Raw genomic sequence first — 12,447 nt, 5'->3', positions numbered from 1 at the left:
TTCCGGAACGGATTTATTCACAAAGAAACGGTGTGAGCGGAATTGTTTATCCAGAAGCGCAAAGCGGGGTTCAATAACGATGAGATAACTAACCTGGTCTGCGGAACCCGTCAGACGGCGGAAGTCAGTGATATAACCGTGAACAATTTTCTGCGAATCGGGTTCCAGCAAAGAGCCGGTTCTCATGGTCAGCGTTACCGCTTTGCGCAGCATCTTCTCTGGCGAGATGTCTTTATCGGGGCTGGTGAAAAGCACGTCATATTGGTAATTCGCGCTCAGCGCTTCCGTGCCGTTCAGACTCTCAACATCAATAACAGCATTGCAGGCGGGAATGTGAAGAGAGTAGCGATTCTGGGTAGACGATAAAACCGATGCTGCGCTAAGTAACATTTCACTTGGGGTCATTGTCATTCGCTCCGTGATGACGGATGGTTCAATCCCTTTCAGGAATGCGGGTTAGATAAGAATTCAGTGTATTGAGTTGAAACGGTCAGGCATTTAATAAAATTAAACGCTAATATCCGCGGCCTATGTAATAGGTGATTTCGTTCCGCTGAAGGGGAACGCTGACAACGCCCGTGTTGTAAACTTTAAAAGCCACGGAAAAGTTCCTGATCGGTTTACGCTTGGTCTGAGTTGTCAGACCAAACTGAGCAACATAAACAATTTCTGAACTGTTGATAATGTCCTCAGTCAGGCAGAGAAGCAGACTGTTATCGGTTCTATATTCTGCTATTCCTGGCTGCTTAACAGAGTTCCGATTTTCTCTTTCAAAGAGGTAAAAATATGAAAATGAATAATTATCAGGTTTTAATACAGTGAAGCATATGCGGCCATCAACTTTGCTGACCAACGTTTGCTGAGAAGGTGTAAATTTATCGCCAATACAACCTGACAATACAAACACCATGAGTAAAGGGGCGTTTTTTAATATCGATGACACACCTGAAAATAATTGCCTTTCTCTTAATGCATTATAGAAACTTGATGGGATTAAGTATTTACAATAAATCAAATTCTTCTACCAAGATAATGTACAACCTCATCCTGTTGCAATGGAATATTCACAAAATCTCCATCTTTAAATTCCATCGCAGTGGAGAAAACCCTTAGATTCTGACGATTTTTACTCGGTTTTAGAACAAACCTTACAATATATTTCCCCTTAATTAAATTCATGGAAGTAAAATCGCTTAAGCATATACACTCATTATTGACCACCTCCACAGCATCCCTCCCCACAAACTCTCTATTTTCGCTTTGCCCCCGCTTAAAAATTGTTACATTTCCTACAGTAACATCATCGGCGCGCCTGACTTTAAAACATACTTTATTTCCTTTACCTTCAACTTCAGCGACTTCAGAAAACGTAACCTTGTCTCCAACACAACCAGTTGTGATAAATGCAACAATCACAGGCAACCAATTTACTTTTGGGATGAAATAATCCTTCAACATGGAAAACCTCAGAGAACACATCTATACCTTTCATCGAGAACAGGCTGGGTACGTTCGTTTGCTAACGATATTTAAAATTCCGTTTTTCCGTCAACATAATCTCACTCAGAGATGAAGCTTGGGAAATAATCTTCTCTTTTTAATGGGAAATTATAGACCCGACTATTCTTCAACCTTATGGCCGCTACTTTTCTAAAGGATGGAAGTGTTTCCAGTCTGGACAATAGACCATAATGAATAATATACTCTTTTTTTTCTGATGCAGGCAACCAGAATAATGGCATGCAACGTTTATTATTTAATGCTATTAACTCGCTGCCATCGATTGTTTTCCTAAGCCCTGAGCCATCTTTATTTTTTATTGAAAAAATACTGAAATAATACGCTTTGTTCTGGGCTATATTCATACATAGCATATCATCAATAACGCTCATATCGGCATCGCGTTCAAACCCGACAGGATCTTCTCCCAAAGTACACCCGACTATAGCGAAGCATGTGAATATGACAATGAAATATAATTTCATAGATTTCACCATGGAAAACTTCTTAATGCTTTCATATAAGCTAAACAGGCTTCAGGCTCACTCAATGCTCTAACAGATTTGACATGGTCATACAACCTTAACTCATTCCATCGACCAAATCCCCACTCAGTAAGAATATAGTTATCAGCAATTATTTGAGCCTGTTGCTCCAGCGAGTATTCACTCAATAGTCGGCCGTCAAGATCATAAGCATAAGTAGCCATACAACTGAGCATACCGCGATAGATAACGCACATAGCCTGATTACTCATAAGACGAAGAAACGCCCTATGTATGAAATTAGTGCTGGTCAGTCCGTTGATAAACTGAACCGCTAATATCCCCGCCCCATGTAATAACTGATTTCGTTTTGCAGCAGCTGAACACTGACAAATCCCGTTTTGTCAGCTTTGAAAGCCACAGAGAATTTCCTAATCGGTTTATGTTTGGTCTGTGTCGTCAGACCAAACTGCGCAACATAAACAATTTCTGAATCGCTTGCTGTGTCCTCAGCCAAGCAGAGAAGCAGGCTGTTATCTGTTCTATATTCTACTATTTCTGGCTGCTTAACAGAGTTCCGATTTCCTCTTTCAAAGAGGTCAAAATATGAAAGTGAATAGTCATCAGGTTTTAATACAGTGAAGCAGATGCGGTCAGCATCTATGCTGAGAGGAGCAGTATCTGAAAGCGTGAACCTGTCTCCTAGACATCCTGCCAGGAAAAATACGATTACTAACAAATCCAACCTGCAACTAATTCTTCTCTGAGGTATATTCACCAAGGGAATCCTCTCAACGCATGTTTATATTTCTGCGAAATAAGAGACTCATCCAGGTTGCCGTCCAGCGTGACATAACTTCGACGTCGATACTCCAGAAATGTATTATACCCCTCACTCGCCAGTAGAAAATTATCTGCAATAATTTGTGCCTGTTGCTCCATCTGATACTCACTCAGTAGCCGTCCATCCAGTTCATAGCGATAGCTCGCCAGCCAGCTTATGAGCCCCCTGCATATTACGCACATTCCCTTTTGGCGCTGCCATATATGGCTGAGCTCGTGTATAAAAGTATGTCTGTCCGCAAGGTCGCTCTGAGCCAGGTCAGCAAAATCGTTCCGGTAAAGTGGCGGACGGTAATATATTTCTCCCGTTGGCGTCATGGCAACAGCTTCATTTTGCAAACCAAACGGGAGATAGCTGTCTTTATGGATCCATACCTTGTGATAATCAATTTTGTCCCGGAACACCGTCCTGGCAAGCACGATTTCCCCTTTACTCATCAGCCGCAGGCTACCTTCTTTGGCTGCCGCATCTCTTTCAGTTTTGTTCATGAATGAGATTCTCAAATGTCATCAGCACACCGTCCTCATCGTTCCAGTCCAGGCTGAGAGTGCCAGGCAACTGCCCGCTGGCCTGAGACTGCAAAAGCTGCTGACTCAGCACCGGTAGAATCTGCTGGTTGAGCAGGTTATCGACGTTGCGTGCGCCAGTGTCTGGCAGCAGGCATGCGACGGTCAGAGCATCGTACAGCGCGTCCGAAATCTCCGTGCGCAGGCCGTAGTGGCGTTGTAGCCGCTGGCTGACCTGGCCGAGCTTCATTTCGACGATGGTGCGCATCGCCTCAGCAGCCAGTGGGCGGTAAATCACCGTCTGGAAGCGCGCCAGGAGTGCGGGCTGGAAATGGTCGCGGATTATCGGGCGCAGCAGTTCCTGCAGGTCAGCTTCACTGGCGTCCGGCTGTTCGTCCAGTTTCTGCATCAACGCGTCGCTGCCGAGGTTAGAGGTCATCAGGATAACGGTGTTGCGGAAGTCAATCTCCCGCCCCTCGCCGTCGCGCATAAAGCCCCGATCGAACACCTGGTAGAACAGGTTAATCACGTCGCGGTGCGCCTTCTCCACCTCGTCAAGCAGTACCACGCTGTATGGACGTTTGCGCACCGCCTCGGTCAGCACGCCGCCCTGACCGTAGCCCACGTAGCCCGGCGGCGAGCCCTTGAGCTGGCTCACGGTGTGTGCCTCCTGATACTCGGAGAGATTGATGGTAATCAGCGATTTCTCGCCGCCGTAAAGGGTATCAGCCAGCGCCAGCGCGGTTTCCGTTTTACCCGTACCGCTGGTGCCGACTAGCAGGAACACGCCCTGCGGCCCGTTCTCGGCGGTCAGGCCGGTTTTCGATGCGCGCAGGCGCTGTGCAATGGCGTTCAACGCCATCGGCTGGCCGACCACGCGCGCTTCCAGCGCCTTTTCCAGCTTCAGCAGCTCCGTCTGCTCGTCCTTCATTAAGGAAGAGAGCGGTACGCCGGTCCAGTCGGCTATCACCCCCGCCACCGTGCGTGCGTCCACGTCCAGCGCCATCAGCGGCTCCCCCTGCTGCAGCGCATGAAGAGCGGACTGAAGTTCAAAGCGGCGCGCCTGCTGAGAAGCATCCTCCCGGCTGAGCAGCAGCGTCTCCGTCAGCTCGCGCTCGGCCACCCAGCTCAGCTCAAGCTGTTCGAGACGTTCATCAGCGTTGGCCAGTTCTTTCAGAATGTCATGCATGCGCGCTTCCTGAACGGTGCCGCCCAGCGCTTCATCATCCAGGATGGCGCGCTTCTCAATATTCAGGGCATCGGTGCGGGCACGCAGCTGCGTGATAGCTTCCGGCACCGTGTCCTGGCTCATGCGCACGCGCGCGCTCGCGGTGTCGAGCAGGTCTACCGCCTTGTCCGGCAGCTGGCGTCCGGTCAGGTAGCGACGGGACAGCGTCACGGCAGCGCGCACGGCTTCGTCGGTGATGTGCACACCGTGGTGCTGCGCGTAGCGAGACTTCAGACCACGCAGCATCAGGCAGGCGGTCTCGTCGTCCGGCTCATCGACTTTCACCATCTGGAAACGGCGCTCAAGTGCGGCATCCTTCTCGAAGTACTGCTTGTACTCGCTCCAGGTCGTGGCGGCGATGGTGCGCAGTTCGCCGCGCGCCAGTGCGGGCTTCAGCAGGTTAGCTGCATCCGCGCCGCCTGCCTGATTGCCCGCGCCGATGATGGTGTGGGCTTCGTCGATGAACAGCAGCACCGGTTGCTCAGCCTGCTGCACCTCAGTAATGATGTTCTTCAGGCGCTGCTCAAACTCACCCTTCACGCCCGCGCCCGCCTGCAACATGCCAAGGTCCAGGGTGCGCACGCTGACCGTGCTCAGGCTGGCTGGCACGTTGCCTTCCGCAATGCGCAGCGCCAGCCCCTCGACCAGCGCGGTTTTGCCCACGCCTGGTTCGCCCACCAGAATCGGGTTGTTCTTGCGGCGACGCGAGAGGATGTCCACCATCTGGCGGATTTCATTATCGCGCCCATACACCGGGTCAATCTTCCCGCCCCGCGCGTCGGCGGTAACGTCGCGGGTGAAGCGGGACAGCGCCTCAGCGGGGGTAGCAGGCGCAGCGCCCGCCAGCGCAGGTGGCTCGCCCTCCTCTGCGTTCAGGCTCCCCAGAGGTTCGTTCGGCTGCAGCGCGTCCGGGCGTTCGTCCGACTGCTCGTCCAGCAGCGGGCGCAGCGCCGTCATCTGGCGCGGGCTCAGCGTGAGGATTGGCCAGAGTGCGTCACAGCGAGTCAGCGAGTGGTTGCCAATGATGGCTGTCAGCAGGTGTACGCTACGGATGCGCTCCTCACCGTCCACCGAGGCCGCCAGCCAGGCCTCCTTCAGCAGGTGGTGCAGGCGAGCCGAAAGATCCGGGCGGCTGCGCACCAGGCGAGGCTGACCATCCAGAAATCTCAGCAGCCCCTGCCAGACGCCGTCCATGTCCCACTCATAGCGGCGCGCCATCACCGTGATGTCGCCCTCTCCCTGCTCCAGCAGCTTCAGCAGCCAGTGCTCGGGGAAAATTTCCGCGTGCGCGCGGGTCTGGCACAGCGAGGCAGCGGCCTCCAGCGCACGGGCGCAGAAGGGATTAAGACGGCGCAGCAGCGCTGCAGACTGGTGTTCCATAAGTGTTCTCTCCGTTTCAAGCACGCTACCGCCCCTGGCCGTTAACCGAGGCCCATAAGGTCTGAGGTATCTGTACATCAGTGTGTTTTTCAGGCGTGCACCCGCGCGCAGGCGCACGCCTGAAAAAGCGGACGGCGAACCGTCCGCACGGGCTTACGCGGTGGCGCGTTCGTTCCAGGAATCGGAATGAATGATGTTGCCGTCCTTGTAGGTCCAGGTGATTTTTTCGTAGCGCAGCTCAATCATCTCCAGATGGTTGTGCTTCTCTTTGGAAGGATCTTTAATGTCGTGCATGACAGGATTCACCTTCACCACCTTCACGTTCTCAAGCCTGGTGTTGAAGTACTCGACTTCCTGTCCTGCATCGCTGATGCGATACCACTTGAACTCCGCCGACTTCAGGGTCTGACCGGTAGTTACGGCCTTGTAGAGGTACGGGCTCGACGAGTCGATTTCCTTGGTGAACAGGAACGGCGTGTGAATGCGGGTGCCGGTCAGCTTGCCGGTGTTGTTGTCGGTCGGGATGTACAGGTTATGCTCCTGTGCCACCACCTCAATGCTGCCCTCGCGGTCCTGCACGTCTACTGAACCCTTGATGTCCGCGCCGCCGTCGTCCTTCAGCCACAGATAAACTGGAATTGCCATGTTGTTACTCCTTTTCAGACTGAGAATGGCCATCATCCTGTGATGACCGGGTTTGTGCGTCCGGCACGCGGCAGGCGTCCGCCTGTGGCACCAGACTGATTTCGACCCGGCGGTTGAGCGCACGCCCCTCCGCCGACTCGTTTGTTGCAACCGGACGATCCTGACCGTAGCCCTGTACCGCGAAGCAGCTCTCCGGTACATCGCCGGTGTCGCGCATCCAGTCGCGCACCGCTCCGGCGCGCTTTAGCGAGAGCAGCTGATTGTTCTGCTGATTGCCGGTGCTGTCGGTATGGCCGGCGACGACAATCAGCCAGCCGGGTCGGGCCTTGATGCCCAACAGTGCATTGATGAGCACTTTGTCGGATCCCGCCCTCAGCGCCGCTTTGCCCGATTCAAACAGCGACAGGCTGTCAAGCCGCACCGTCTGTGGGCCCTGCACTACCTGCTGAACCACGGGAGCAGGCGCAGGCGGGGGTGACCAGCGGTGGATGGCTGTGTTTACCGGCGCACTAAGCCGCATGCCCTGATAAAGTCCCATTCCGAACCGCAGTGGCTCACCGCTGCGCTGCCAGGCATCCAGCAGCGAGCGATCATGGATAAGCGCATCGCGTGCAAGCATTTTTGCCGCGATTGCGTCCTCCGGCAGGCTGCGCCACAAGGCAAGGTGATCGGCCACGCTGCGCACAAGGCGCTGGTTATGAATAAAGGAAGCAAGCATGGCCAGCGCCAGAAACAGGCCCAGCATCATCCCGACCCTACGCGCCGTGAGCAGCCAGCGGCTGATACCCTGCCGCTGCCGCATACCGGACAGCAGCACATCCGGCAGCGGCAGTGAAGGCGGAGACGCATAGTTTTCAGGCGACAGTGTGGTCAGCCCGACGGTATGCTGCTGCCACAGGTTGCCCGGCAGCGACTGTACTGGTGTCAGGCAAACGCCGATCTGGCACGAGCTTGCGGTGTGCGAAGCCGCGAACTGCCCCGCATACCATTGCATCAGGCTTTGCAGTCTGAGTGCGTGATGAAAATGCAGGGGATCCCGGGTGATCCACTCCGCCAGCGAAAGGCGGGCGTCATTTTCAGGATGAAACTGTAATTGTTCTGGCGTATAGCTGAACCAATGCGTGCGCTCATCCACTGACGAGCCCCATATCACGGCCCACAATGGCGGCAACCCTTTCAGCACAACCCGGCACTGTGAATAGGCCCGCAGCCATCCACTCTGCTGCTGTGTCAATATGTCAGCGGAGGTGTGCTGCCCGGGGATGATCGCCAGCATCACTGAAAGCTGAGGTAGCAGCGCCGAATACTGCTGTGCCAGCCGTTCCGCCAGCGCGGGCAGTTCAGCAGGCTGGCGCACGTTCAGATACCACCCCAGCCGGGTCTCCCGGTGGGTCAGTTCACCAAACAACGGTGCCGTATCCCCGATAAGCAGAATCACTGGCCCGCAATAGGTTTCCGGCGGCAGACTGGCATCAATATCCGGTTGGTGATCAGTAGCATTACGCTGCAAATGCCACAGAAGAAAACCGGCCACCAGCAGCACCAGCACACAGAGCGCCACCGTGTTCAGCGGGTTCAGTCCCGAAAAGCCCACCACCAGCAGGATCGCGAGCACGGCTGCCAGCAGCGTCAGGCCCTGACGTGAATCGGGTCGCACCATTACTGTGCACCTGCCATGCGCGACACCATCTCTGCCAGCGTTGACTCCAGCAGGAACCAGAGCCCGCCAAGCAGCACCACTGCTGCCACCCAGCTCAGCCAGTAAAAGCGGCGTCCGCTGCGCAGACCTGCGGGGCGTACCACCAGCGGCGCATCTTCCGGCAGCGCAAAAGGCGGCACGCGAACAGCCAGCGCACTCACCACGTCTTCACGACGTTCGTCATCCTGCGCACGGTAATGCCCGACGAACCCCAGCTGCAGGGTGCGGTAAAAGCAGGTCAGCACCGTAATGTCCGCTGCGGGTTCGTTCAGCACGGTGCGGATACGATCCCAGAGCGCTTCACCGCCGTTCAGTGAACCAAAGAAGCGCACCTGCAACGGATCACGGGTCCAGCGCAGCCAGCCATCGTCCTGACTCCCTCTGTTTAGCACTGCCTCATCCAGCAGCACGCAGAAGGCATAAAGCATGTGGTCACGGCTGGCCTCGCTGAACCCGGCCTCAGTCAGCGCCTCGCGGGCTGATTTCACCCAGCCCGCCGCGCGTCGGTATAGCGCGTCGCCGTTTTCAATTTGCTGTCCGCAGCGCAGCTGGCTGACCATCAGCCAGCCCTGAAAAAACAGACGCTCTGTCAGTGTGTTGGGATTATTCATGAGCGCAGCACCGCGTAGAGTTCCAGTTTCAGCTCACCGAGCGATTCCGGCGTGTAGAAGGTACAGCCGCCGGAGGCCAGCATTGCCCGAGCCGCATCCGTTGAGAGATCCAGCGCGAAATACTGATTTTCCAGGCGTAACGGGATGGCCGCAGGAACATGTGGCAGTGGGCGGATGACCATACCGCTCAGCGCAATATTCACCACCTCAGAAACATCGTCCTGGCTGCCGGCTTTACACAACAGCGGGAAGCGTGCCTGAAGCTCGTGATTCGGCAGGGAAGAGCGAACGGATAGATAAAAGTCCGCACCTTCGCGCAGTCGTGCATCGTGGAGTTTTCCCCTCCATAGCACGCCCTGTTTTTCCAGGTCGATGGCGATCACGCGGGAAGGCAGGCTTGCCTCCAGCAGCGTATCCAGCAGCGTGAACAGCGGCGGGAAAACCTGCTCTGGCGCGTTGTGTCGGTAGGCTGGGATATCGTCCGGCGCGTTCTCGAGGGAAAACGTCAGCAGACTCCCCGCAAGGCGCACCAGCTCACGATAAAGCAGTTCAGGATGGCGCGACGGTGACTGGTACAGCTCAGTCAGCACCGGCTCAGCGCTGTTCAGCGCATTGAGCAGCCAGAACAGGGAAACGTCGGACACGGCAAAATCCGCCATGCGTTCGTTACTTTCGCGGCGCAGTTGCATCAGACGTTGACGGCGTGCCTGCAGGCGATGAAGCAGGTCACCCAGCGCCGCGACCAGCGCCGGGCTCGCAGCCAGTGACAACATGGGGGGAATAAACGTGGTGTCGCGCATCCACTGCCCCTGAGCGTTGCGCACCAGACGGGCAACCGGACAAGTCAGGTACGCCACGTTTTCCTGATGCGCCAGCCGCAGGCGCAGCGCATAACGCTGTACCGCAATCTCGGTACGCTCGTGACCGGCCAGCTCCTGCACGCGCTCCCGGGTGGCGACCCAGCGGCGCGGACGTTCGCTGTCCGCCCCGTTCTCCAGATTACCGCCGTTGGCATTGATCAGCGGCAGCGCCAGTACCACCTCTACGCTGTCCCGATCCATCACATCAGTCAGCTCACACACCGGTGGCAGTGTGTCAGCCAGATGGGTATCGACCAGTGAGCCATCCGCAAAGCGGACGGCAATGTGCGTTGCATTCAGTTTTGACAGCGCCAGCGCGCCCTCATCGAACTCCGCACACAGCACGCCCCAGGGGTGTGCCAGCGTCATGCCAGCGACAGTACCTGCCACATGCGCATCCCACATAGCCTGCTGCTGGAACTGTTGCGGCGTCAGAAACGCGCCGTCTTCCCATAACGGACGGTAAATTTTCATTCCGGATAGCCGCCTTACGCTTTCGCTTTTGGCATCTGAGATACCAGCGACAGATTGACGTCCATGCCTTCCACCTGGAAATGCGGCACTGCGAAGAGTTTCACGCGGAAGAAGCCCGGGTTATCTTCGATATCTTCCACAATCACTTTGGCATCGCGCAGCGGATGTGAAGCCTGCAACTCATCACCCGGATCGGTCATTTCAGTCACCAATCCACGCACCCAGGTATTCAGCTCCAGTTCCAGCAAGCGGCGATCTTTGGTGGTGCCGATGTTTTCGCGCTGAATCAGCTTCAGATAATGCGCGATGCGTGATAGCAGGAAGATGTAAGGCAGGCGCGCATTGATGCGACTGTTGGCGGTGGCATCTGCGGTGTCATACAGCGCCGGTTTTTGCGCGGAGTTTGCGGAGAAGAAGCAGGCGTAATCACGGTTCTTGTAGTACGAAAGCGGGATAAAACCGAGGTTCGCAAATTCAAACTCGCGGGTTTCAGGGATCATCACTTCAGAAGGGATTTTTACCTGATTGCCGGTGCCGAGGTCATAGAGGTGAATCGGCAGATCCTGCACCGCACCACCCGCCTGTGGGCCACGAATCTGCACGCACCAGCCTTTGTTGATAAAGCTTTTCACCATGTTGGCGGCGAAAGCGAAAGACGAATTGGTCCAGAGATACTTATCGTGGTCCGGCCCTTTCACCTCTTCAACATAGTTAAAACTGCGCACCGGCACAGTATCTGGTCCGTACGGCAAACGGCCCAGCACACGCGGCATGGTCAGGCCGATATAGCGAGAATCATCGGTGTCGCGGAAGGATTTCCACTTGATGTATTCCGCACGATCGAAGTAGTTGCCGATGTCCTTAATGGCAGCCACTTCTTCCATGGTTTCTTTGAGGAAGAATGCCGGCCCTGCAGAACCGATAAACGGCATATGGGCCGATGCAGCAACTTTCGAGATATTACGCAGCAGCGCGATATCCTGCGCAGAGGCATCGAATTCATAGGCAGAGATCACCGCGCCAATCGGTTCGCCGCCCGGCGTGTCGTACTCGGCAACGTAAGTCTGCAGGTACAGGCCGCTCTGGATAATTTCCGGTGCGTCTTCGAAGTCCTGACGCAGATCCTCTTTCGACACATCAAGCACTTCCAACTTCACGTTCTGACGGAAATCAGTTTTATCCACCAGTGATTTCAATCCACGCCACACCGATTCCACCTTCTGGAATTCGTCATGGTGCATCACCGCATCTAACTGGCGGCTGATCTGATAATCCAGCTCGGCAATGTGTTGATCCAGAAGGTTTTTATCCAGTTTTTCGACTTTCTCACCGCTGATTTTTAAGCGATGAAGAAACACCTGCATCGCCGCCGTGACGCGCTCGTCAGCAGTGGCATCTGACATCGCCTGATTGTCTTGCCAGACATTCAGGTCACTCAGTGAGCTAACCGGATGGAGATTAATTTTGTCGAACAGCGAGGCGTACACACCTTCCGCTGCAGAGTTTTCAAGCACGGTGGTGCCACCGGAAGACAGGGTTTCATTCTGAACTGACATCAGCATCGTCTCTCATTTAGTCCGTTAAAAGGGGTTCAGCCGTTATCGCTGGCAAGCGCAGAAAGTTCCGCACGCAGTTCGTCACTCAGTGCCGGGTCTTTCAGGATGATCTCCAGCTCTTTGCGGAAAGTGACGTTATCAAGCAGATTGGATTTGAGATCGCGCAGCAGATTACGCATCGCGAGCATCGCTTTGAGTTGCGGGATCTGACGAGCGACCTGTTCAGGTTCGAAGTCTTTGATGTTGCTGAAGGTCAGATTGATGGCCTGTTCACTGCCATCCGCTGACAAGGTATCCGGTACGGTGAGCCGTACTGATGGCGAGAAGTCAGCGAGCACGCTGTCGAAGTTGTTTTTATTGACGTTGACCTTTTCGCGTTCGCTCAGCACGCGATCTTCCTGACCATTACTGAAATCACCGGTCACCAGCAGTTTGAGCGGCAGCTCCATTTTGCGTGCAGCGCCGCCTGTATGAACGTCGAGTTTGATGTTAACGCGCGCTTTGGGTATTCCATTTTGATAAGAATTACTCATATTTACTCCTGTAAGTGAAGCGCGGAAAGCACGCTTTAAGCACACTTTCCTTGTGTGATTCTGCGCGAATATATCTTAGGCTCAATGCGGATAGCAACAGGGTAAGATGATCTTTGTGATCTGATT

Annotated in this window: 14 protein-coding genes; all 14 read right to left on the bottom strand. The window is 54.8% G+C overall.

Going from position 1 to position 12,447, the window contains the following annotated elements:
- A partial coding sequence (locus tag QMZ65_RS13160; RefSeq protein WP_283216149.1) for a contractile injection system protein, VgrG/Pvc8 family occupies positions 1 to 405 on the bottom strand: 405 nt, incomplete at its 3' end.
- A gap of 109 nt (positions 406 to 514) precedes the next feature.
- A complete protein-coding gene (locus QMZ65_RS25355) occupies positions 515 to 910 on the bottom strand; it encodes a putative T6SS immunity periplasmic lipoprotein (RefSeq protein ID WP_502921528.1) in 396 nt (131 codons plus the stop codon).
- A 101-nt stretch (positions 911 to 1,011) separates the two neighbouring features.
- Positions 1,012 to 1,458 (bottom strand): putative T6SS immunity periplasmic lipoprotein, encoded by a 447-nt coding sequence (locus QMZ65_RS13155; protein WP_141399007.1) that lies wholly within the window; start codon positions 1,456 to 1,458, stop codon positions 1,012 to 1,014.
- Positions 1,459 to 1,559: 101 nt separating this feature from the next.
- The gene (locus QMZ65_RS13150; protein ID WP_283216148.1) at positions 1,560 to 1,997 is read right to left on the bottom strand and encodes a putative T6SS immunity periplasmic lipoprotein; all 438 of its coding nucleotides are present in this window, start codon (positions 1,995 to 1,997) and stop codon (positions 1,560 to 1,562) included.
- Complete coding sequence (locus QMZ65_RS13145) at positions 1,991 to 2,257, bottom strand: hypothetical protein (RefSeq protein WP_211728715.1); 267 nt, start codon at positions 2,255 to 2,257, stop codon at positions 1,991 to 1,993. Before QMZ65_RS13145 ends, QMZ65_RS13150 begins: the two co-directional genes overlap by 7 nt.
- Before the next feature lie 62 nt (positions 2,258 to 2,319).
- Positions 2,320 to 2,724, bottom strand: coding sequence for a putative T6SS immunity periplasmic lipoprotein (locus QMZ65_RS13140; protein WP_283216147.1), 405 nt, complete (start codon positions 2,722 to 2,724; stop codon positions 2,320 to 2,322).
- 35 nt (positions 2,725 to 2,759) lie between these two features.
- Complete coding sequence (locus QMZ65_RS13135; protein WP_097117604.1) at positions 2,760 to 3,317, bottom strand: ImmA/IrrE family metallo-endopeptidase; 558 nt, start codon at positions 3,315 to 3,317, stop codon at positions 2,760 to 2,762.
- Positions 3,304 to 5,943 (bottom strand): type VI secretion system ATPase TssH, encoded by a 2,640-nt coding sequence (tssH, locus tag QMZ65_RS13130; RefSeq protein ID WP_283216146.1) that lies wholly within the window; start codon positions 5,941 to 5,943, stop codon positions 3,304 to 3,306. Before tssH ends, QMZ65_RS13135 begins: the two co-directional genes overlap by 14 nt.
- A 153-nt stretch (positions 5,944 to 6,096) precedes the next feature.
- The gene (hcp, locus tag QMZ65_RS13125) at positions 6,097 to 6,588 is read right to left on the bottom strand and encodes a type VI secretion system effector Hcp (protein ID WP_058960474.1); all 492 of its coding nucleotides are present in this window, start codon (positions 6,586 to 6,588) and stop codon (positions 6,097 to 6,099) included.
- Positions 6,589 to 6,592: 4 nt separating this feature from the next.
- Complete coding sequence (locus tag QMZ65_RS13120) at positions 6,593 to 8,248, bottom strand: OmpA family protein (RefSeq protein ID WP_283216145.1); 1,656 nt, start codon at positions 8,246 to 8,248, stop codon at positions 6,593 to 6,595.
- A complete protein-coding gene (gene tssL, locus QMZ65_RS13115) occupies positions 8,248 to 8,898 on the bottom strand; it encodes a type VI secretion system protein TssL, short form (RefSeq protein WP_283216144.1) in 651 nt (216 codons plus the stop codon). The genes QMZ65_RS13120 and tssL overlap by 1 nt, the downstream gene beginning before the upstream one ends.
- On the bottom strand, positions 8,895 to 10,232 hold the full coding sequence (gene tssK, locus QMZ65_RS13110) for a type VI secretion system baseplate subunit TssK (RefSeq protein ID WP_034822280.1): 1,338 nt from the start codon (positions 10,230 to 10,232) through the stop codon (positions 8,895 to 8,897). The genes tssL and tssK overlap by 4 nt, the downstream gene beginning before the upstream one ends.
- Positions 10,233 to 10,246: 14 nt before the next feature.
- Positions 10,247 to 11,794 carry a type VI secretion system contractile sheath large subunit gene (gene tssC / locus QMZ65_RS13105; RefSeq protein WP_283216143.1) on the bottom strand — a complete coding sequence of 516 codons (1,548 nt, stop codon included), beginning with the start codon at positions 11,792 to 11,794 and terminating at the stop codon, positions 10,247 to 10,249.
- Between the two features lie 29 nt (positions 11,795 to 11,823).
- Positions 11,824 to 12,321 carry a type VI secretion system contractile sheath small subunit gene (gene tssB / locus QMZ65_RS13100; RefSeq protein ID WP_283216142.1) on the bottom strand — a complete coding sequence of 166 codons (498 nt, stop codon included), beginning with the start codon at positions 12,319 to 12,321 and terminating at the stop codon, positions 11,824 to 11,826.
- Between the last annotated feature and the right edge of the window lie 126 nt (positions 12,322 to 12,447).

The sequence above is a fragment of the Pantoea sp. EABMAA-21 genome (assembly GCF_030053335.1).
GTDB lineage: Bacteria > Pseudomonadota > Gammaproteobacteria > Enterobacterales > Enterobacteriaceae > Pantoea > Pantoea communis.
This window is presented reverse-complemented; position numbering and strand designations above follow the sequence as displayed.